Annotated in this window: 19 protein-coding genes, 1 tRNA gene, 1 riboswitch and 1 other annotated feature; of the genes, 1 reads left to right on the top strand and 19 read right to left on the bottom strand. The window is 38.0% G+C overall.

Translation table 11 applies throughout. From position 1 onward, the window contains the following. Positions 1-22: 22 nt before the first annotated feature. From V7164_RS01695 to V7164_RS01775, 17 genes are all read right to left on the bottom strand, one after another. The gene (locus V7164_RS01695; RefSeq protein ID WP_335344278.1) at positions 23-1,561 is read right to left on the bottom strand and encodes a 2-isopropylmalate synthase; all 1,539 of its coding nucleotides are present in this window, start codon (positions 1,559-1,561) and stop codon (positions 23-25) included. Then, positions 1,548-2,570 (bottom strand): ketol-acid reductoisomerase, encoded by a 1,023-nt coding sequence (gene ilvC, locus V7164_RS01700; protein ID WP_335344277.1) that lies wholly within the window; start codon positions 2,568-2,570, stop codon positions 1,548-1,550. The genes V7164_RS01695 and ilvC overlap by 14 nt, the downstream gene beginning before the upstream one ends. A 96-nt stretch (positions 2,571-2,666) precedes the next feature. After that, positions 2,667-3,185 carry an acetolactate synthase small subunit gene (gene ilvN, locus V7164_RS01705; protein ID WP_335344276.1) on the bottom strand — a complete coding sequence of 173 codons (519 nt, stop codon included), beginning with the start codon at positions 3,183-3,185 and terminating at the stop codon, positions 2,667-2,669. Continuing rightward, positions 3,182-4,903: an acetolactate synthase large subunit gene (gene ilvB, locus V7164_RS01710; protein WP_335344275.1), complete on the bottom strand. Its 1,722-nt coding sequence runs from the start codon at positions 4,901-4,903 to the stop codon at positions 3,182-3,184. The genes ilvN and ilvB overlap by 4 nt, the downstream gene beginning before the upstream one ends. Before the next feature lie 82 nt (positions 4,904-4,985). Further along, positions 4,986-5,240: a binding site (T-box leader), on the bottom strand. 487 nt (positions 5,241-5,727) lie between these two features. Then, a tRNA-Arg gene (locus tag V7164_RS01715) sits at positions 5,728-5,804 on the bottom strand. A 140-nt stretch (positions 5,805-5,944) separates the two neighbouring features. Next, on the bottom strand, positions 5,945-6,454 hold the full coding sequence (locus V7164_RS01720) for a metallophosphoesterase family protein (protein ID WP_335345215.1): 510 nt from the start codon (positions 6,452-6,454) through the stop codon (positions 5,945-5,947). Positions 6,455-6,457: 3 nt separating this feature from the next. Next, positions 6,458-7,063, bottom strand: a complete 606-nt coding sequence (locus V7164_RS01725) for an XTP/dITP diphosphatase (RefSeq protein WP_335345216.1) — start codon at positions 7,061-7,063, stop codon at positions 6,458-6,460. A 1-nt stretch (position 7,064) separates the two neighbouring features. Then, positions 7,065-7,835, bottom strand: coding sequence for a ribonuclease PH (rph, locus tag V7164_RS01730; RefSeq protein WP_335345217.1), 771 nt, complete (start codon positions 7,833-7,835; stop codon positions 7,065-7,067). Between the two features lie 98 nt (positions 7,836-7,933). Next, on the bottom strand, positions 7,934-9,004 hold the full coding sequence (locus V7164_RS01735; protein ID WP_335345218.1) for a GerMN domain-containing protein: 1,071 nt from the start codon (positions 9,002-9,004) through the stop codon (positions 7,934-7,936). A 144-nt stretch (positions 9,005-9,148) separates the two neighbouring features. After that, complete coding sequence (recQ, locus tag V7164_RS01740; protein ID WP_335345219.1) at positions 9,149-11,284, bottom strand: DNA helicase RecQ; 2,136 nt, start codon at positions 11,282-11,284, stop codon at positions 9,149-9,151. Between the two features lie 303 nt (positions 11,285-11,587). Further along, positions 11,588-12,382 (bottom strand): glutamate racemase, encoded by a 795-nt coding sequence (racE, locus tag V7164_RS01745; RefSeq protein WP_335345220.1) that lies wholly within the window; start codon positions 12,380-12,382, stop codon positions 11,588-11,590. Positions 12,383-12,392: 10 nt separating this feature from the next. Further along, complete coding sequence (locus V7164_RS01750) at positions 12,393-12,851, bottom strand: MarR family winged helix-turn-helix transcriptional regulator (protein ID WP_335345221.1); 459 nt, start codon at positions 12,849-12,851, stop codon at positions 12,393-12,395. A 186-nt stretch (positions 12,852-13,037) separates the two neighbouring features. Further along, complete coding sequence (locus V7164_RS01755) at positions 13,038-13,262, bottom strand: helix-turn-helix domain-containing protein (RefSeq protein WP_057771856.1); 225 nt, start codon at positions 13,260-13,262, stop codon at positions 13,038-13,040. Positions 13,263-13,404: 142 nt separating this feature from the next. After that, positions 13,405-13,872: an acyl-CoA thioesterase gene (locus V7164_RS01760; RefSeq protein ID WP_335345222.1), complete on the bottom strand. Its 468-nt coding sequence runs from the start codon at positions 13,870-13,872 to the stop codon at positions 13,405-13,407. Between the two features lie 121 nt (positions 13,873-13,993). Beyond that, the gene (sdhB, locus tag V7164_RS01765; RefSeq protein WP_335345223.1) at positions 13,994-14,755 is read right to left on the bottom strand and encodes a succinate dehydrogenase iron-sulfur subunit; all 762 of its coding nucleotides are present in this window, start codon (positions 14,753-14,755) and stop codon (positions 13,994-13,996) included. Positions 14,756-14,774: 19 nt separating this feature from the next. Then, entirely contained in the window at positions 14,775-16,526 is a 1,752-nt protein-coding gene (gene sdhA, locus V7164_RS01770) for a succinate dehydrogenase flavoprotein subunit (protein WP_335345224.1), read from the bottom strand. A 67-nt stretch (positions 16,527-16,593) separates the two neighbouring features. Continuing rightward, complete coding sequence (locus tag V7164_RS01775) at positions 16,594-17,202, bottom strand: succinate dehydrogenase cytochrome b558 subunit (RefSeq protein WP_335345225.1); 609 nt, start codon at positions 17,200-17,202, stop codon at positions 16,594-16,596. Positions 17,203-17,576: 374 nt separating this feature from the next. On the opposite strand from V7164_RS01775, the gene V7164_RS01780 reads away from it, so the two are divergent. Then, complete coding sequence (locus V7164_RS01780) at positions 17,577-18,032, top strand: YslB family protein (RefSeq protein WP_335345226.1); 456 nt, start codon at positions 17,577-17,579, stop codon at positions 18,030-18,032. A gap of 50 nt (positions 18,033-18,082) precedes the next feature. Here V7164_RS01780 and V7164_RS01785 read toward each other — a convergent pair whose 3' ends face one another. Then, on the bottom strand, positions 18,083-19,312 hold the full coding sequence (locus V7164_RS01785) for an aspartate kinase (RefSeq protein WP_335345227.1): 1,230 nt from the start codon (positions 19,310-19,312) through the stop codon (positions 18,083-18,085). Positions 19,313-19,480: 168 nt separating this feature from the next. Further along, a riboswitch (Lysine riboswitch) is annotated at positions 19,481-19,661 on the bottom strand. A gap of 64 nt (positions 19,662-19,725) precedes the next feature. Next, positions 19,726-21,498, bottom strand: a complete 1,773-nt coding sequence (gene uvrC, locus V7164_RS01790; protein WP_335345228.1) for an excinuclease ABC subunit UvrC — start codon at positions 21,496-21,498, stop codon at positions 19,726-19,728. Between the last annotated feature and the right edge of the window lie 26 nt (positions 21,499-21,524).

Here is a 21,524-nt window from a genome sequence, read left to right on the forward strand (position 1 = left end):
TCCAAAGTAACCTTATTATTTACTAGGTTAAACTAAGTTCACGACCCATATTTTTCATATAAATGACTCTGTTAATGGCATTTAAATACGCTTTTCCTGAAGCCTCCAGCACATCCTGTGCAAGTCCGCGCCCGCTCGTCTCGATATCCAAGTATTTCATTTTTACATAAACTTCTGCTAAAGCATCCCTGCCTGCACCAACTGACTGGATTCGATAATCTAATAAATTAATGGATCCATCTACGCATTTTTCTAGCGTATTATAAAGCGCCTCGATGCTGCCAGCCCCAGTCCCAGCTTCCTGAATGACTTCCTTGTTAATACCCATCAATGTAACTGTTGCTGTCGGGATTTGATTTGTTCCATATTGAACCTGAATTTGATTTAATTCATAGAAGCTAACTTCTTTTGATAATTTTTCATCAAGTACAAGTGCAACTAAATCATAATCAGTCAATTCTTTTTTCCGGTCGGCCAATTCTTTAAAGGAAACAAATAATTTATTAAGCTCATCATCTGGAACATTTAAGCCTAGTTCATTTAAGCGATTTTTAAAGGCATGTCTTCCGGAATGCTTTCCAAGTACTAAAGAATTGGATTGTACACCAACTAATTCTGGAGAAATAATTTCGTAAGTTGTTTTTTCTTTTAGTACTCCATCCTGGTGAATACCAGATTCATGGGCAAATGCATTTTTGCCTACTACTGCTTTATTAGCTGGAACAACCATTCCGGTCAGTTTGCTCACGATACTGCTTGAGCGGCTAATCTCCTGAAGATTCAAGCGAGTTGAAGCTTGGTAGAAATCCTTCCGAATATGCAGGGCTACTGCAATTTCCTCAAGAGCTGCGTTCCCAGCTCTTTCGCCAATTCCGTTGATTGTTCCTTCAACCTGAGTTGCTCCGTTTTCAACCGCTGCCAATGAGTTAGCAATAGCCATCCCAAGATCATCGTGACAATGAGTTGATAAAGAAACCTTATCAATAGAAGGAACATGTTCTCTTAAGTATTTAAAAATCTTTCCGTATTCTTCCGGGGTCCCATATCCAACCGTATCTGGCAGGTTAATGACGTGAGCTCCAGCCTGGATTACCTTTTCAACAATCTCAGCTAAGAAAGGAAGTTCAGTTCTCGAAGCGTCCTCTGCAGACCATTGAATAATCGGGAACTTTTTAGCAGCATACTTAACAGATTCAACTGCCCTCTCAATTACTTCTTCCTTTGACATCTTCAATTTATATTGGCGATGAATTGGTGATGTCGCAAGAAATGTATGCAATCTAGGCTCTGCACCGTCTTTGAGCGCCTCCCAAGCAGCGTCAATATCGGAAATGACGCCGCGTGCAAGACCTGTTACAGAACAATTTTTAACCATTTGAGCAATTTTTTGAACAGATGAAAAATCACCTTTTGATGCTGCTGGAAAGCCAGCTTCAATGATATCGACGTTTAATCTTTCTAGTTGTCTCGCAATTTCAAGTTTCTCTGATAAGTTAAGATTGACACCGGCAGATTGTTCCCCATCTCTCAAAGTTGTATCGAATATTTTAATTTTTTGCACTGCCGACAACTTCTTTCTTTTTGCCTTGGTTAATGAACGGCATCATTGCTCTTAGTTCTCTACCTACTTTTTCAATTAAATGCTCGTTTTCTCTAGTCTTGATTGCCGTATAAACTGGACGGTTTGTTTGGTTTTCAATGATCCAGCCTTGTGCAAATTTGCCATCTTGAATATCTTTAAGAACAGCTTTCATTTCCTCTTTCACTCTAGCATCAACAATACGAGGACCTGTTACAAAATCTCCCCATTCTGCTGTATCAGATACTGAATAGCGCATTCCAGCCATTCCGCCTTCATACATTAGGTCAACAATTAGCTTTAGCTCGTGTAATGTTTCAAAATAAGCAAGTTCTGGCTGATATCCAGCTTCTACTAATGTTTCGAAACCAGCTTTTACAAGTGCAGTTAAACCACCGCAAAGTACTGCTTGCTCTCCGAAAAGATCTGTTTCTGTTTCCTCTTTGAATGTTGTTTCTAATGCGCCTGCACGCAACGATCCGATCGCTTTTGCATATGCTAAAGCAAGTTCTTTTGCTTCGCCTGTTACATCCTGGTGGATAGCGAATAATGCTGGAACACCTGCATCTTGTTCAAACGTTCTTCTAACAAGGTGGCCAGGGCCTTTAGGAGCAACTAGCAAAACATCACAATCTGCTGGAGGCACGATTTGGTTAAAGTGAACGTTGAAACCATGAGCGAACATGATGGCTTGATTTGTTAAGTTAGGCTTGATTTCTTCAATATATACTTTTGTTTGCTGCTCATCTGGCAATAGAATCATTACGATATCTGCCTGTGCAGTTGCTTCGCCTACAGGATATACTTGGAAGCCATCTTCCACTGCTTTATCCCATGACTTTCCTTGACGAAGACCAATGACAACTTCAACACCGCTGTCTCTCATATTTTGTGCATGTGCATGACCTTGTGAACCGTAACCAATTACTGCTACTTTCTTTCCATTTAAATATGCTGCATTTGCGTCTCCGTTATAGTACATTTTTGCCATTGTTATTCTCCCTTTCTTCGTCTAAAGTTTATTTTTTATTTTGAATTTTTTAGTTGTTATACTAGTTTAATGAGTTGAATGATTAGCACCATTCTCTTAAACAATTGAAATTGTCTTTAATTCTTTTGCTGATCTCTGTGTCCCTCTAGGGAAGGCCGTTGTTCCAGTTCTCGCTAATTCTTTAATACCGTATGGCTTAATTAGTTCAATAAAGGCTTCAATCTTTTCAAATTCACCCGTTATTTGAATAACTAAGCTGTCCTTGCCCACATCGATAACAGTTGCTCGAAATGGTTCAATAAGTGAATAAATTTCGCTTCTTGTTTGTGGAGTTGCAAGAACTTTTACTAAGGCTAATTCCCTTGCGACAATTGATTGATCACTTATATCTACTACCTTTAATACATCAATTTGCTTATTAAGCTGTTTCGTGATTTGTTCAGCTTCACGATCACTCTCTACATGGACAACACATGTGATTCGAGAAACGCCTTCATGTTCTGTCAGGCCAACTGAAATACTTTCAATGTTAAAATTCCGCTTAGAAAATAAGTTTGTTATTCTATTTAATACTCCTGGACGGTTTAGTACTGTCATGCTTATTGTTCTTTTCAAGGCTTAGCACCTACCATTTCATGCAATCCTTTTCCTGGTGCGATCATTGGATATACATTTTCATTTGGATCAATTCTGAAATCTAACAGAACAGGTTCACGATCATTTAATACTTCGTTTAAAATTTTCTCTGCTTCTTCCTCTGATCTAATCACATACCCTTTAATATCGTATGCTTCAGCCAGTTTCACGAAAGAGGGCTGAACCGAGATTTTACTATGTGAAAAACGCGATTCATAGAAGATTTCCTGCCATTGACGTACCATTCCTAAAGAGTGGTTGTTAAAAATACAAATCTTAATTGGAAGATTAAATTCCCTTATTACAGCAAGCTCTTGTGTGGACATTTGGAATCCGGCATCTCCTAGGACGGCAACTACACATGCGTCCGGATCTGCGAATTGGGCACCGATACTTGCTGGAAGACCGAATCCCATTGTTCCTAATCCCCCAGAAGTAACCCATCTATCTGCTTGGTTAAAACGATAATACTGCGCTGCCCACATTTGATGCTGACCAACGTCTGTAACAACAATTGCATTTCCGGCTGTTTTCTCGAATAGCATCTCCATTGTTTTCTGAGGCTTTAAATTGTCTTCAGTAGACACTCCGTAATAATACGGATATTCCTCATTCCATTTTTGGATCTGCTCACGCCACTCGGTATTGACTGGCGGCTTTCCATTTTGCTGAACCAATTGCTTTAATGCTTCCTTTGCATCAGCTACAATCGGAATAGCTGTCGGCACGTTTTTGCCAATTTCAGCTGGGTCAATATCGATGTGAGCTACTGTTGCTTTAGGTGCAAAGTGCTGTAAATTACCCGTTAATCTATCATCGAAGCGTGCTCCGATATTGATAAGTAAATCACATTCGCTTAGGCCCATATTTGCCGCATAGCAGCCATGCATCCCTGCAAGCCCTACGAAAAGTTTATTATCAGCAGGGAAACCGCCTAAGCCTAGCAATGTATGGATAACAGGAATCTGCTGCTGTTCGGCATATTCCTTTAATTCTTGAGAAGCTTTAGCATGAAGCACCCCTGCACCCGCTAGTATGACTGGTTTCTTTGCACTGCTTACAGCTTCAGTTAATTTACGAATTTGTAAATAGTTAGGCTGTAACGTTGGCTGATACCCAGGTAAATTAATTTCTTGTTCTTCCGGACGACTTGATACAGAAGCTGCAATATCCTTTGGAACATCTATTAGCACTGGACCAGGTCTTCCGCTAGATGCAATATAGAATGCCTCTTTCACGATCCTTGGAATATCCTCAATATTTCGAATTTGATAGTTATGCTTTGTTATTGGTGTTGTAATTCCCAGAATGTCCGCTTCCTGGAAAGCATCTGAACCGATGACACTTGTTGCTACCTGACCTGTAAATACGACAAGCGGCAAGGAGTCCATCATGGCATCTGTTAATCCTGTCACAATGTTCGTCGCTCCTGGTCCTGAAGTGGCGATCACTACCCCTGGCTTACCAGAAATCCTTGCGTAGCCTTCAGCGGCATGAATTCCGCCTTGTTCATGTCTAGGCAAAACATGGAGGATTTTTGAATGATAAATTTTGTCATAAATCGGTAGGACTGCTCCTCCTGGATATCCAAAAATTACTTCTACCTTTTCCTTTTCCAAGGCTTCTAATAACAGATCTGCACCCGTGACTGTTGTAGTCTCAGACTTTGATTCTGTATAGGCAGCTTCCTGCAACATTCTAATAAAACCTCCTCTTTGTTCCTTACATAATTTCAATAAAAAAAGCCCTTCCATCCCTCATAAACCTACTTATCGCAGGTAAAGGGATGAAAAGGCTTAATAACCTATTCCACGGTACCACCCTAAATTCACGCAAAAGCGTGCACTTATGAACAGATAATCCTGTTCGTTTTGATAACGGGTGGGCAACACCCGACCAACTCTACTAGAAAGATCTTTCAAGCTGGTGCTCTGAGGTGAGTTCATTTTACGTTGGAATTACCGGCTTTCAGCACCCGCCGGCTCTCTGCTAATCCCATAACATAAAACTACTTATCCTCTTCTTCGCTTTAATCAATATTACTTGATTTTTTACTGCTTTAAACCATTGAACTTTTAGGTTAAAAAAAACTGCTTCAAGAAATTAATTTATCAACTAAAGTGTATGCTTACCTTTTGTTGAGCTTTTTATTTTCTTATATTGAGGACTATCTTACGCTGATTTTATTAAACCGTCAACACCTTATTTGCAAATTATTTGATAATTTTAATTACTCTGTTTTGCTGTATCCGCTTTCATCGTTGATTTACAAATGTTCATACATATAATAAATTTTTTAACTTTTTTATGAACAAATTAAATTCAATCAATTTAAATTTAATTTGATGGACTTTCTTTAATTAGGTTCGGTGAAAAGTTTTTTAAAAAATATTTATGGTGAAATAGAAATTTATGTTAGTTCTTCTTTGAACATATCCATTTTCTCACAGAATTTTTTACACAAAAAAACCCACCTAAAAGGTGAGTTGGATTTGGTAAGATATGTAATTTGATGTAATAATGGCGTCCCAGGAGAGATTCGAACTCCCGACCGTACGCTTAGAAGGCGTATGCTCTATCCAGCTGAGCTACTGGGACATATTAAATATTTAAAGAATAACTTCAGCGACAAGTTTTATTATATTAGGCTAACAATGAAATGTCAACATAAAAAGTAAATATTTTTTTATTTAGGGGAAAGTGATCTTCCCCTAAATAATATATGCTTTAATTACATCTTACGTTAGTAAAAACTTTTGTGATAATCCATTAATTTCTCCAAGCTTTAAATCATAAACACTCAGACAAATTTCATCTTTTTCAATGTCCATAATAACATATGTTTTCTCTTTTCGTCCTCTTGGCTGCCGAATGCTTCCTGGATTGATATAAAGAATATCATCAATCATTTCTGCCCCTAGATTATGGGAGTGGCCAAAACAAACAATCTTGGCACCGACTTCCTTAGCACGCAGGCTTAGATTTAATAAGGTTGATTTTACAGCATAGCGATGGCCATGGGTAATGAAAACCTTATGACCACCTAAATCCTCTACAAGTTCCTCCGGAAATGAGTTATCAACATCACAATTTCCACGCACTACAGTAAAAGACTCTAAGCACGGGTGATCCGACTTTAATTCAGAATCCCCGCAATGTATCAGTTTATCTATTTCCATTGAATTCTCTTTTATTTCCGCTAATTCATCCGTCAAACCATGGCTATCACTGACAATCAAAATTCTCATGGATTACCTGCCTTCCGAGTGAAGGGTAGGGAGCTTGCTTTCTAATTTTCTTAAGGCCTGTGCCCTATGGCTAATTTCTGCCTTTTCTTCTGGTTTTAATTCTGCCATGGCTTTCTCCTTGTCCACTACAAAGAATATTGGATCATATCCAAAACCATTTGAGCCCCTTTTTTCTCGCAAGATCAATCCTTCACACGTACCGGAAACAGTAAATGTTTCAAGGCCTGGAACAGCAACAGCCAATGCACAGTAAAACCTAGCCTGTCGGTCTTTATCAGGTATATCATTTAATTCATCTAGCACTTTCGCCATATTGGCTTCATCGCTTTTTTCTTCTCCAGCATAACGAGCAGAGTAAATACCTGGCCGGCCGTTTAGCGCATCGATAGAGAGGCCGGAATCATCTGCAATCACGATTTTATTTAGTGCCTTTGAGACACTTTCTGCTTTTAAAATCGCGTTCTCTTCAAAGGTACTCCCAGTCTCTTCAATGTCATCTATCTCCGGATAGTCTATTAAGGTTTTAACTTTATAGCCAAGCGGCATGAACATGCGCTCAAACTCTTTTGCTTTTCCTGCATTCTTTGTAGCAATAATCACTTCTTGCATTCTACGCCTTCCCCTCTAAACTTTCTTTTCTTGGATTAATTTTACTCGTTATTGCTTCACCAAGTGCCTCTTTCTGTATTTCAAAAAGGGAGGCCATTCCGTTTTGGGCCGCTTTTAATAGCTCCTGGAGCTCGGTGTATGAAAAGGTAGCTTCTTCTCCTGTTCCTTGTAATTCGACAAAATCCCCATTCCCTATCATGACCACATTCATATCAACAAGAGCTTTAGAGTCTTCGATATAATTTAAATCTACGACAACTTGTTTATTTTCTAATATTCCTACACTTGTTGCAGCTAAAAAGTCTTTTATTGGATAGCTTGCTAGCTTTTTGCTTTTAGCTATTTTATCTAAAGCCAAAGCCATCGCAACGAAGGCCCCTGTTATAGAGGCAGTCCGCGTGCCTCCATCCGCTTGAATCACATCACAATCCAGCCAGATTGTTCTCTCTCCGATTGCCTCAAGATCAACAACAGCACGAAGAGCACGTCCAATTAATCTCTGAATTTCCATTGTTCGTCCAGAAATTTTCCCCTTCGCCGCTTCACGAATATTCCGTTGTTCGGTTGCTCTAGGAAGCATGGAATATTCAGCTGTAATCCACCCTTTTCCTTCTCCCCTCATAAAATGCGGAACCCGTTCATCTATACTGGCAGTACAAATAACTTTTGTATCTCCAACGCTTATTAACACAGATCCTTCAGGATGCTTTAAATAATTCGTTTCAATATGTATAGGTCTTAATTGCTGTTGTTCCCTTCCGTCAGCACGCATAAGTTAAATTCCTCCCTTATTCCAAAAACAATAAAGAAGAGGGGGCGTCCATTGCCTCCTCTTTCATTGTCTTTATATAGTATATCAAAAAACTTTTTTTAAAAACTACCTGTGTTTACTTTTTGCGGACGTGTAACAGGCTCTGCCATTTTTTCTCCTTCTTCATTGACAAAATCTGACTTGCCATTAACAGTGATCGCAACACTTTCTATTCCTTTTTGTTCAGTTAATGAAAGAACAAGCGCTTCTAATAAATGCTTGGAAACAATTTTCTCTTCAAAACTGCTGTATACAGACTCATTAAAATTAAGGGTCACTTTTCCATTTTCAATTTTTGGATCATCCAAAAGCTTAACATCTGCTAAGAAGTCACTTTCAAGGTTTGAGGAAATGCCAGGACCTTTAACTAACTCGTTTACAACAGCTCGCAAATTGTTAGGCTCAGTATTCGTTACTCTCTTAGTTACTGGAACATAATAGTAAGAGTCTGCCTCTCCACCAATATAGTAGACAGTAACAGGCTTCGTATTGCGAATATCAAGGATATCTGAAGTATCGAGATTAATACCATTTGATCTGCTATATGCTTCACCGATAGGAGTGCCATTTACAGGCATTTCATTAAGCTCATGACCGTTTAATTTAAACTTTACTTTATCGATCGACTCAAATTGAGTTAATGTCCATGTGATAGATTGAAGGATATTCAATTCCTCCTCAGCCTGATATTCCCTAAATTCTTTAGAGAAGTTGACTGTTGCCACCTTATCTTTAATATCAACAGATAATTTCGTATCAACAGGCAGAACAGCCATGAAGCCATTAGGCAGCATTTCTGTTACTGGACCATCCTTTACTAAATGTTCCAAAGCTTGAGTTGCGACTGATTCTGTTTTCGGCAGATTTAAAGTTTGAGGGACTACTAATCCATCTTTATTAATTAAATAAAGCTCCGTTTGCACAGTGTTTGTAACAGCTTCATCATTTCCTGCAGTTTCCATTCCCGCATCCTCTTGACCTTCAACAGCCGTTTGATCTTCTTCGTAGGCAACTGATTTCGGCGGATCAATTTGTTCTTTTCCGCTCCCACCAAATAACCCGCAACCTGATAAAAACACCGATGACGCAAAGACAGCCGAAACGATCGTTGTTTTTTTATTTATAGACATATAATCCCTCCAAAGAACAGTTTGTACTAACATGTATACGAGACTGTTTGTAATTTAGACCGGCTAGATGAAAAAAAATTCGGCTTTTTTTGTAGAACTGTCTTTGGATGGGCCATACGAATTTGTTTATTGGCAATTAACTACTTAAGTGTATTCATTTTTCGCTAAGACTGCTTTAATAGTAAAATAATCAATATTAGTGTCGAGTTCATCTTTAATTGGTTTCAGTTTTTCCCTTCCTACTCTTTTTACAGCCTCCATAATGATTTGTTCTGTCTCTTCATTAAAAATATCAGACCATTGCAACGCATTTCCTTCTTGAACAGCACGAATGATATGGTTCTGAATGGTAATCGCTGAAAATTTACGCTTTTTGGCAATTTCATCGATCGTTATCCCTTCCGAATAATATTGGTAGGATAATAAATAGCTAGGCGCATCGTTTATCTCCTTATCGTCTGAACGTGGTTCTACCTGCTGAATAGCAACAGAGTTAATATTGTGATCATTGATGAATTTCTTAATTTCTTCAATGAATAATTCACCATATCTATCATACTTTACTTGCCCTACACCCTTTATTCTTAGCATTGCCTCCCGATCAATCGGAAAATACTGGCTCATTTCTTTTAGAGTAGTATCTGCAAAGACCACATAAGGAGGAACCTTTTCCTGATCCGCAATCGATTTTCGCAAAGTCCGCAGTTCTGAAAATAAATCACTATTTTCTTCTGCTTCCTTTATAGGGGCTTGAATTGTCTTTTTCATATAAACATTTTCTTGTTTCTTTATTACTGGTACGACCCTCTCAGCAAGTCTGACTACCGGAAATTTACTATCTGTTAATGTTAAATATCCTTCAGCCAGTAAATAATTGATGATGTCCGAAATTTCTTTTTCCTTATAATTTTGAAGCAAACCATATGTGGTTAATTTATCAAACTGAAATTCGCGAATCCTTTTGTTTTGGGAGCCTTTTAATACTTGTGCAGTTAAGGTGACACCAAATCGTTCTCCCATTCTTTTAATACAGGAGAATATCATGAGCGCCTCCTCCGTTATTTCGATCTGCTCCCGCTTATCCAAACAATTACTGCATTTTCCACAGCCTGCATTCTCATATTGCGAATCAAAATATTCGATAATATAAGCTTGCAGACATTTTTCAGTATGACAGTAGTGGATCATTTGTTTTAATTTATTATATTCTTGCTCTCTTTTCTGGAAATCAAGGTTGGATTCCTCAATAAGAAACTTTTGCAGCTGAATATCCTGCGGTGAAAATAATAAATAACAAGAGCTTTCGTCTCCATCCCTTCCTGCTCGGCCAGCTTCCTGATAATAAGCTTCGATATTACGCGGGAGGTTATAATGGATAACAAAACGAACATTGGATTTATCAATTCCCATTCCAAATGCATTAGTCGCGATCATAATATCAGCTTCATCAAAAACAAACTGGTTTTGTGACTCCTTACGTGCATCCTCCCCCATTCCTGCATGATACTTAGCAACAGAATGGTTCTTTTCCTTTAAGTAGCTGTATAGCTGATCAGTTTCTTTCCGGCTTGATGTATAGATAATCCCTGATTCTCTAGGATGATTCTTCAAATATTGTGTAATAAATTCTCTTTTGTTAACACCCTTCATCACGTTAAAAGCAAGATTTTCCCTTGCAAAACCCGTAATGAAGCTATCAGATTCGTGAATATGTAAGAGATTCCGAATATCATCCGCAACATCCTTTGTGGCTGTTGCTGTTAATGCTGCAACTACGGGTTCTTGATTAAGTCTGCCCAAATGATTAATGATGGAACGATAGCTTGGTCTGAAATCATGGCCCCATTGGGAAATACAATGGGCCTCATCAAATACAATCATAGATATTTGCAGAGAATTGAGCATTTCTATAAAGCTGTCTGATTCAAAACGTTCTGGAGCAACATAAATTAATTTATACTTCCCGGCAAGGATATCAGCCATTCTTTTTTTATATTCCTGCATATTAAGGGAGCTATTAATAAATGTGGCTCGAATTTCTGCAGTGATTAATGAATCAACTTGATCTTTCATTAAGGAAATTAATGGAGAGATGACAATGGCTGTTCCTGGGAGAATGAGTGCGGGAATCTGAAAGCAGAGGGATTTGCCTCCTCCAGTTGGAAGGATGCCGAGCGTATTTTTATGCTGCAGCAAATTGTGGATAATTTCCTTTTGCCCGGAACGAAATGTGGAATATCCAAAGTATTGCTTTAAATAAGTTTCTGCCTGTGCGTACAAAATATATCACCTTATTCTATTATATTTGATATAATCTTATCATTTTTCTCATAGACTTGGAAATGAATTGCTAATGCGGACACAAAAGCCATTATTAGCATAAAACAACGGTTATTTAGGATCTAATCGGACACAGAATACGTTATATACGAAAATAAGCATAAAAATCACTGTTTTTTTACATAATGAAGGAACCAATGTCCGCAAGCATAAAAAATCAACCCATTTTGCATCAAATAACGGAACTGGTGACCGCTATGCTCAGATAATCCTATCCAATACAAAAACCTCCCTAAAGGAGGTCTATAACTTAACTTTTTTTACATTTTGAACTGGTACAGCCAACCATTCGGAAGCAATTTTTGTGAAAATATCTGTCGATCCTGTTGTGTAAAAATGATGTTTTGGCTCGTCCTGACAGCTATTTAATAAGCCTTGATGATAAAGAATCGTACTAACCTCTCTTGCTGTTTCGTCTCCTGAACTAATAACGCCGACTTGTTTCCCTACTGCCTTTTGTATTAACGGCTCAAGCAATGGATAATGTGTACAACCTAATATTAGTGTATCCATTCCTTTATTTCTTAATGGCTGCAACGTTTCAGTTACGATCCTCTCAGCTAAAAGACCCTCAAATTCCCCACTTTCCACGAGGGGGACAAATTTAGGACAGGCTAGGCTATGAATCACTACCCGGCTATTAATTTGCCTTAAGGCCATTTCATATGCGCCGCTCTTTATCGTTCCTTCTGTGCCTATGACACCAATCGTTTTATTTTTTGTTTTCTTTATCGCTGCTCTTGCTCCTGGAGATATCACTCCAATTACCGGTATAGGCAGCGAACTTCTGATTTCATCTAGTGCAACGGCTGTTGCAGTGTTACAGGCAATAATTAGCATTTTGATTTGTTTGTTTAAAAGAAACCTCGTTATTTCCCAAGTAAATGCTTTAACTTCTTCACCTGGCCTTGGTCCATATGGACATCGTGCCGTATCCCCCAAATATATAATTTCCTCATTTGGGAGCTGCCTCATTACTTCCTTCACTACAGTCAAGCCTCCGACACCTGAATCAATAATACCTATCGGATTTTCCAATCGAACCGCCTCATTCTTCGCGCATATCTTGATGTAATCTTGTTAAGTTATTTTTTAGGAGCTGAACCTCTTCATCGGTGAAATTAACGAGTACCTCTTTTAAATATAATTGCCGCTTTTTAATACACTCGTCAATAATCCTTTCCCCTTCTTCCAAAAGATGGATTCGAACAACTCTTCGGTCATTAGGGTCTTTAACCCGTTTAACAAGGTTGTTTTTTTCCATACGATCAACAAGATCTGTCGTTGTGCTAAAGGCAAGATACATTTTATTCGACAGCTCTCCAATTGTCATATCTCCCTCTTCAAAAAGCCATTGGAGGGCAACAAATTGGGGTGGAGTAATTTTGTAATTGCTTAATATTTCACGGCCCTTTTGCTTAATAATGCCTGATATATAGCGCAGCTCTTTTTCTATCATAGCTACTGTATCTATTTCATCAACTGCTTTCACATCTTCTAAATCCATTACATACAACTCCTATATTGCTATTTCTATTCCAACAAGTGATATAATCCACAAGCTCTATTGCATTTATTTTCACCTTTTTTCAGCTAAATTTCAAGGCTGAATTAAATATAGAAGCGTATATTAAATATAATTTACTTATTAAATAATATAAACCGGCATCCAATAATGGATGGCCGGTCTTAATTAAAGTTCTAGCTCTCCCATTCGAAGGAGCTCTACAACAGCTTGTGATCGCCCCTTAACACCAAGCTTTTGCATGGCATTCGAAATGTGGTTCCGAACCGTCTTTTCGCTTATAAACAATTCACCAGCGATTTCTCTAGTTGTTTTATCCTGTACTAACAGTTCGAATACTTCTCTTTCTCGTTTGGTGAGTAACGGCTTATGAGTAAATTCGTTCTCCTTCAAGTATTGTAACCCTCCTTGCCTTTCGCCAGCTATGAACCGCGGGATGGGTATATATTTAGTCACAATATCTTATGTAAGGCAGAGGACTTGAGTGACACCAATTCCTTAGTGGAGAAGATTTTATTTAAAAAAGTTATTAAAATTAATTAGTAAGCTTCGTGACATGATTTTGAAGCAAAGTTTTCATTTCTTCAGTCCATGGATAGCCTTTTCCTGTTTTCTTCGAAATTTGAACCATTGTCCCTCTGCCCGTAAAGCAGACGGATCCATCCTCTTTTTTCCCCATATAGTGAAGATCTACTGAAGTTGTACCGATCGTTGCTGCCTTCACATATATTTTTAAACGTTCATCAAAGAAAACCTGCTTTAAAAAATCGCATTGCAAATCAGCTACAACGGGAATGGTTTCATTTTTTGGATTTACCCAATTCTGCATAAAGCCGATGCTTTTGAAAAATTCAATTCTTGCTACTTCAAAATAAGTAAAGGGAACTGTATTATTTAAATGACCGAACATATCTGTTTCTGAAAAACGGACCTTAACAGGATGAAAAAATTCAAAACCTTCTTCCCAAGCAGAAAAATCATTTATATAGCCTATTCTGTTCATGTAATCTCCCCCACTCTAATCAAAAGTGAATAATCATTCATTTATTCTACAATTATATAACTATTAGAATAAATTGAAAACAAAAAACCCCTCTTCCAAGTGGAAGAAGGGCTTTCGTTTATTAAACTTGATCGCTTCCAAAGAAGTTTTTGAAAGATTGTAATGTAGCTGCACGGTTTACAGCAGCGATTGATGTTGTAATAGGAATTCCTTTTGGACATGATTGCACACAGTTTTGTGAATTTCCACAGCCTGTCATTCCGCCATCTTCCATAAACGCATTTAAACGCTCAGCTTTATTCATTTCCCCAGTTGGATGGGCATTAAATAAGCGAACTTGGTTAAAGACAGCCGGTCCCATAAAGTTTGTTTTGCTATTTACATTCGGACAAGCTTCTAAACATACACCACATGTCATACATTTAGATAACTCGTATGCCCATTGACGTTTTGGTTCCGGCATACGTGGTCCTGGACCAAGATCATACGTACCGTCAATTGGAATCCACGCTTTAACCTTTTTCAATGAATCAAACATCCGGCTTCTATCTACTTGTAAGTCTCTTACAACAGGGAACGTACGCATAGGAGCTAAACGGATTGGCTGCTCTAATTGGTCAACTAGCGCCGAACAAGATTGGCGTGGTTTTCCATTAATAATCATTGAACAGGCACCGCAAACTTCCTCAAGACAGTTCATATCCCATGCTATTGGTGTTGTTTTGTCACCTTTCACATTAACAGGGTTACGGCGTATTTCCATGAGTGCTGAAATAACGTTTAAGTTCGGACGGTACTCCACTTCAAACTCTTCATCATAAGGTGCAGAATCTGGACTGTCTTGACGAGTTATAATAAAGCGAATTGTTTTTTTGTCACTCATCACTTACTCTCCCCTTCTCTTAATGTTTTTTTGTATAGTCACGTTTACGTGGTTCAATTAATGAAATATCAACTTCCTCGTAATGGAAGGCAGGAGCAGTATCTTCTCCAGTGTATTTTGCCATTGTTGTCTTTAAGAATTCTTCATCATTACGATTAGGGAATTCTGGCTTGTAATGAGCCCCACGGCTTTCATTACGGTTATATGCACCAATTGTAATAACACGAGATAAGTGAAGCATATTTTTTAGTTGACGAGTAAATGCAGCCCCTTGGTTGCTCCATTTTGCTGTATCGTTAATATTAATGTTTTTGAAACGTTCCATTAACTCTACAATTTTCTCATCCGTTTTCAATAGCTTGCTGTTTTCACGAACAACTGTCACGTTATCAGTCATCCACTCACCAAGTTCTTTATGAAGAACATAAGCGTTTTCAGTTCCATCTAAAGACAAGATGCCATTCCATTTTGCTTCCTCTTCTTTAACATGACGATCAAATACAGAAGAAGAAATAGAATCAACGCTTTTCTCAAGACCATCAATATATTTAACCGCATTTGGTCCAGCAACCATCCCACCGTAAATAGCTGAAAGTAAGGAGTTTGCACCTAAACGGTTTGCACCGTGCTGTGAATAATCACACTCACCTGCTGCAAATAAGCCAGGAATGCTCGTTTGCTGTTCATAGTCCACCCATAGTCCACCCATTGAATAGTGAACGGCAGGGAAGATCTTCATTGGAACTTTGCGTGGATCATCACCCATAAACTTCTCGTAAATTTCGATGATTCCGCCAAGTTTAATATCAAGCTCATGCGCATCTTTATGAGAAAGATCCAGATATACCATGTTTTCTCCATTAATACCTAGTTTTTGATTGACACATACATCAAAAATTTCACGTGTTGCAATATCACGCGGTACTAGGTTCCCATATGCAGGATATTTCTCTTCAAGGAAATACCAAGGCTTACCATCCTTATAAGTCCAAACACGTCCGCCTTCACCACGTGCAGATTCACTCATAAGACGAAGCTTATCGTCTCCAGGGATTGCAGTTGGATGAATTTGAATAAATTCACCATTCGCATAATAAGCCCCTTGCTGATAAACAATAGAAGCAGCTGATCCTGTATTGATCACTGAGTTTGTTGATTTACCAAAAATAATTCCAGGGCCGCCTGTAGCCATAATAACGGCATCTGCAGCAAATGTTTGGATTTCACCAGAAGTTAAATTCTGTGCTGAAATTCCACGGCAAACTCCATCATCATCAATAACGGCACCTAAGAATTCCCAGCCTTCGTATTTCGTAACAAGTCCTACAACCTCTTGTCGGCGTACTTGTTCATCTAAGGCATATAAAAGCTGCTGACCTGTTGTAGCTCCAGCAAATGCAGTACGGTGATGCTGTGTTCCACCAAAGCGACGGAAATCGAGTAAACCTTCAGGTGTACGATTAAACATAACACCCATACGGTCGAATAAATGGATAATTCCAGGTGCTGCTTCACACATTGCTTTAACTGGCGGCTGGTTTGCTAAAAAGTCTCCGCCGTAAATAGTGTCATCAAAGTGGATATATGGTGAATCTCCTTCACCCTTTGTATTAACAGCTCCGTTAATGCCGCCTTGGGCACAAACAGAGTGAGAACGTTTAACCGGTACTAAGGAAAATAACTCAACCGGAGTCCCTGATTCTGCAACTTTAATTGTTGCCATTAAGCCGGCTAGACCGCCGCCGACAACGATTACCTTACCTTTAGCCATAGTGACTCACTCCCTATTACATAGTAAAACTAAAGCAAAATTTCATCCGAACATTTTCTACTGCTTATTAAACAAATGCTGTAATCGCACGAATACCGACAATTGATAATAAAATAAAGATAACAATTGTAACGTATGTTGTTATTAATTGTGAACGAGGTGAAATTGTAATCCCCCAGCTTACACAGAAAGACCATAATCCATTAGAGAAGTGGAAGATTGTTGAAATAACGCCTACTATATAAAACCAGAACATAAATGGATTCGAAAGAATATTCTCCATCATTTGGAAATTAACATCTGCGCCAAATGCAGCTTGTACACGAGTCTCCCATACATGCCATGCAATGAAAATAAGTGTAATAACACCAGACACACGTTGCAGCATGAACATCCAGTTACGGAAGAATCCATATTTGCTTACATTGTTTTTTGCTGTAAAAGCAATATAAAGCCCATAGATGGCATGAAATAATAAAGGCAAGAAAATAATAAAGGTTTCTAAAATAATTCTAAACGGCAGATTTTCCATAAAACCTGCTGCCTTATTAAAAGACTCCTCTCCCCCTGTTGCAAAATGATTGACTACTAGATGCTGAACTAAAAATAGTCCTACTGGTATAACACCTAGCAATGAATGCAATCTGCGATTTAAAAATTCTCGATTACCCGCCATGATTTACCCCCCTATTTTTTTGCAAGATGTAAGGTGTTGTTACTTCGTATGTAAGAATTTCACCAAAACATCAATTCGAAAATGGCATATCATTTTCTTACAATTATGTGACATGTCCATTTTACTCCCAACATCCTAGAGCGTCAAGGAAACGATTACATAAAATGTTGTAAATATCAAAATCATAAAAATATATTAATATTACGTATTTTGACCTATTTAACCATATTTATTAAGTGATAACCCGTTTGGTTTAATATATTAAAAAAGTATTAATCTTCCACTGCAAAACAGCCAGCTTTTTCATCATTCTATAACTAAATTCCTTCTCATTTGTATATAATAGAAGAATAATAGAAAGAGGGGATCTTAGCTTGAACGAAACAGCTTCAGAATTAATTCCAATTGAACAAAAAGCCGAATCCATTTCTGTCTTTGGATACGAATTGATAAGGGAAGTTCTTTTACACGACATATTAGGCGATGATGCGCCTGAAATATTATATTGGGCTGGAAAAACCCTTGCACGTAAATATCCTCAAAAGACAGTGTCCGAAATAATTGATTTCTTCGAGCAAGCTTCATGGGGAAACCTAGTCCTTAAGAAAGAATCAAAAAATGAGATGGAATTTGAACTTTCAAGTTCTTTCATACAAGAGCGCTGTAAAAATAATAATCGATGCACTTTTCAGCTTGAGGCAGGGTTTATTGCTCAGCAAATTGAACTGCAATCTGAAGTAATTTGCGAATCGTATGAACATCCTAATAAAAGAAAAGGAAAAATTCAGTTTACAGTTAAATGGGATAAAAAGGACAAAATCGAATATTAACTTCTGACGAAAAAGAGGCTTTCGGTACAAAGAAAGCCTCTTTCTTAATATTAAGAATTAATCGATATACCTGATAAATGAAAGGCTTCGTGAAGGGCCTCAACAGCCTGTACCATTTTTTCTTGTCCAATAACCGTTGAAACCTTAATTTCTGATGTACTCACCATCTTTACTTCGATATCATTGGAGGCCAGCACTTCAAACATCTCAGCTGCTACCCCTGGATTTGAAACCATTCCTGAACCAATAATCGAAACTTTGGCAAGACCCGTCTCAGATTCAATACGGCTATAGTTTAATTTATTCTTACAGTTTTCTAGAACCTTTATGGTGTCATCAAGATCTTCATTTTTAATCGAGAAGGATAGATTAGCTGATTGTTCTGCTAATGTACTTTGAATAATAATATCAACATTAATATGATTTTTTGCTAATTCAGAGAAGACTGTGGATAACCCAATTAAGGAGTTCGGCAACCCAATAACAGTGACTCTTGTGATTTCGTTTTCAAATGCTATTCCCCGGACAACTAAATTCTCTTCCATGTTTACTTCCTCCTCGATTATAGTCCCTGATTCACTTTCACTGCTTGAACGCACTTCAATTGGGATTTGATAGTTTTTTGCAAATTCTACTGCTCTAGGATGCAATACGCCAGCACCTAAATGAGCAAGCTCAAGCATTTCATCATAGGAAACCGCTAATAATTTTCTTGCGTCTTTAACATAGCGCGGATCTGTTGTATACACTCCTGTCACGTCTGTATAAATATCACATTTATCCGCTTTTAAAGCAGCGGCTATTGCGACTGCCGTCGTATCTGAGCCCCCACGACCCAATGTTGAAATGGATCCGTCTTCCGTTATGCCTTGGAACCCCGCAACAATTACAATCCTCCCTTCGTTAAGCTCACTTTTCAGCTTAGAAGTATCTATATCCAATATTCTTGCATTTCCGTGTACTGATTCTGTTTTTATTCCTGCCTGCCAGCCTGTTAAGGATACGGCTGGAAATCCCTTTTCTGTTAAGGCCATTGCTAATAAAGAAATCGTCACCTGTTCACCTGTAGTTAAAAGCATGTCCATTTCTCTTTTGCTTGGAGAGGAGGAAATTTCCTTTGCCAGACTGACAAGTTGATCGGTAGATTTCCCCATTGCAGAAACAACCACAACGACATCATTGCCCTTATTCTTTTCTTCGATTACCCGATTGGCAACATTTCGAATTTTTTCTACATTAGCAACAGATGTTCCACCAAACTTTTGAATGATAAGTCCCATGTTTTTCCCTCTTTCTTAATGTGAAAATTGTTGATTGGAAGCCGTCTCTTAAATTGCTTTATAAAATATGCCGGAAATACCCGATTGATTGGATTTCTGCATAAAAAAAAGCAATGAGATTCTATCCCATTGCTGTGTTTATAAACGTATAAAAAAATACGATTCACACAGTGAGATAGCTCTCCAAGACGTTTTTTGTCTTGACAATCTTACATTTATTAAATGCAAGACCAGCGAAAAAAGTTATGAGACTTTATCCACTTCGGCAAACATTCCCTTTCAAAGCTTTTCATTGAAGCTCATACTTCTCCAAGCTTTTACTATTGAAGTTCGCACCTCTACCTTCACTTTAATACTATAAAGTGATATTGAATTTTCAGTAATTATAGCATGCTCTTTTTCTTCTAACAATACTATTCCGTTAATTTTCTTTTTAATTCTTCCGCAATATTTGCGGGAATACCAATTTTTCTAAATTCCTCTATGCTAGCCTCTTTCATCTTTTTGACAGACCCAAAGGATTTTAGGAGCTGCTTCTTGCGCTTTTCCCCAATACCAGGAATTTCATCCAGCACTGACTGAAAAGCATTTTTCCCTCTAAGCTGGCGATGGAACGTTATGGCGAAACGGTGGACTTCATCTTGAATTCTTTGCAGCAGATAGAACTCCTGACTGTTTCTCCCAAGTGGAATAATTTCTAATGGATTCCCGTACAAGAGCTGTGAAGTTCTATGCTTCTCATCTTTTACCAAACCTGAGATAGGGATATCAAGGCCCAATTCATTTTCCAATACATCTCTTACTGCCTCAACATGCCCCTTTCCTCCATCAATGATGATCAAATCTGGAAGAGGCAGGTTTTCTTTTAATACCCGAGAATACCTTCTACGTACGACCTCTCGCATAGAATCATAATCATCCGGTCCCTGCACAGATTTTATTTTATATTTACGATATTCTCTTTTCTCGGGCTTGCCATCAATAAAAACAACCATGGCTGATACGGGATCTGTTCCTTGAATGTTCGAGTTATCGAAAGCCTCAATTCGATGAGGGGTATAAATACCTAGTTGGTTCCCCAAATTTTCAATCGCTTTAATGGTTCTTTCTTCATCCTTCTCAATAAGGGAGAACTTTTCTTGAAGGGCGATTTTTGCATTTTTAGAAGCTAATTGGACTAATTCTTTTTTCTGGCCTCGTTGAGGTTGAAATGTTTTTACTTCTAAAAGCTCTTCAGCCATATCTGAATTAACCGTATTAGGCAGCAATATTTCTTTTGGCTTAAAGTGATTGGCCTTTAAATAAAATTGACCTAGGTATGTTAACATTTCTTCGTCAGGCTCGTTATAAATTGGAAACATTGAAACATCCCGTTCAATTAGTTTCCCCTGTCTGATAAAGAATACCTGAACACACATCCAGCCTTTATCGACAGCAAAGCCGAATACATCTCGATCTGTAAAGTCTGTTGTTGTGATCTTTTGCTTTTCCATTGTTGCTTCAATATGAGCGATCCTATCACGGAACTCCTTTGCCTTTTCAAAGTCAAGTTCTTCAGCAGCGGCTGTCATTTTTTCTGTTAATTCTTTTTTTATTTCCTTATAGCCTCCATTTAAGAAACGGGTAATCTCATCAACCATTAATTTATATTCCTGCTCACTTACTTCTTTCACACAAGGAGCTAAACATTGTCCTAAATGATAGTAAAGGCAGACACGGTCAGGCAAGGTTGTACATTTTCTTAATGGATAAATTCGGTCAAGCAGCTTCTTTGTTTCATTTGCAGCATGGACATTTGGATAAGGCCCAAAATATTTCCCCTTATCTTTTTTAACCTTTCGGGTAGTAATGAGGCGGGGGTGTCGCTCGGCAGTTAGTTTAATAAATGGATAGGTTTTATCGTCCTTGAGCATAACATTATATTTGGGATCGTACTTTTTAATTAGGTTCATCTCAAGAATTAAAGCTTCCATATTAGAGGATGTCACAATATATTCGAGGTCTTCTATTTCATTGACTAATCTTTGTGTTTTTCCGTCATGTGAACCAGTAAAATAGGATCTGACACGATTTTTTAAAACCTTTGCCTTTCCTACGTAGATGATAGTTCCTTGACGGTCCTTCATTAGATAGCAGCCTGGCTGATCAGGCAATAGCATTAATTTATTTTTAATAATTTCATTCATTTGATCACTTCCGGAATAGAAATACT

It is taken from the genome of Bacillus sp. JJ1474 (assembly GCF_036965225.1).
Classification (GTDB): domain Bacteria; phylum Bacillota; class Bacilli; order Bacillales; family Cytobacillaceae; genus Cytobacillus.

What these genes read in the sequence shown, in the direction of transcription:
- ilvC (WP_335344277.1), bottom strand. Translation starts at nt 2,570, where the DNA reads ATGGCAAAAATGTACTATAACGGAGACGCAAATGCAGCATATTTAAAT.
- ilvB (WP_335344275.1), bottom strand. Translation starts at nt 4,903, where the DNA reads ATGTTGCAGGAAGCTGCCTATACAGAATCAAAGTCTGAGACTACAACA.
- V7164_RS01720 (WP_335345215.1), bottom strand. Translation starts at nt 6,454, where the DNA reads ATGAGAATTTTGATTGTCAGTGATAGCCATGGTTTGACGGATGAATTA.
- V7164_RS01725 (WP_335345216.1), bottom strand. Translation starts at nt 7,063, where the DNA reads ATGCAAGAAGTGATTATTGCTACAAAGAATGCAGGAAAAGCAAAAGAG.
- rph (WP_335345217.1), bottom strand. Translation starts at nt 7,835, where the DNA reads ATGCGTGCTGACGGAAGGGAACAACAGCAATTAAGACCTATACATATT.
- V7164_RS01735 (WP_335345218.1), bottom strand. Translation starts at nt 9,004, where the DNA reads ATGTCTATAAATAAAAAAACAACGATCGTTTCGGCTGTCTTTGCGTCA.
- V7164_RS01750 (WP_335345221.1), bottom strand. Translation starts at nt 12,851, where the DNA reads ATGGATTTAGAAGATGTGAAAGCAGTTGATGAAATAGATACAGTAGCT.
- V7164_RS01760 (WP_335345222.1), bottom strand. Translation starts at nt 13,872, where the DNA reads ATGAACAGAATAGGCTATATAAATGATTTTTCTGCTTGGGAAGAAGGT.
- sdhB (WP_335345223.1), bottom strand. Translation starts at nt 14,755, where the DNA reads ATGAGTGACAAAAAAACAATTCGCTTTATTATAACTCGTCAAGACAGT.
- sdhA (WP_335345224.1), bottom strand. Translation starts at nt 16,526, where the DNA reads ATGGCTAAAGGTAAGGTAATCGTTGTCGGCGGCGGTCTAGCCGGCTTA.
- V7164_RS01775 (WP_335345225.1), bottom strand. Translation starts at nt 17,202, where the DNA reads ATGGCGGGTAATCGAGAATTTTTAAATCGCAGATTGCATTCATTGCTA.
- V7164_RS01785 (WP_335345227.1), bottom strand. Translation starts at nt 19,312, where the DNA reads ATGGGACTTATCATTCAAAAGTTTGGTGGAACATCTGTTGCTAATGTA.
- uvrC (WP_335345228.1), bottom strand. Translation starts at nt 21,498, where the DNA reads ATGAATGAAATTATTAAAAATAAATTAATGCTATTGCCTGATCAGCCA.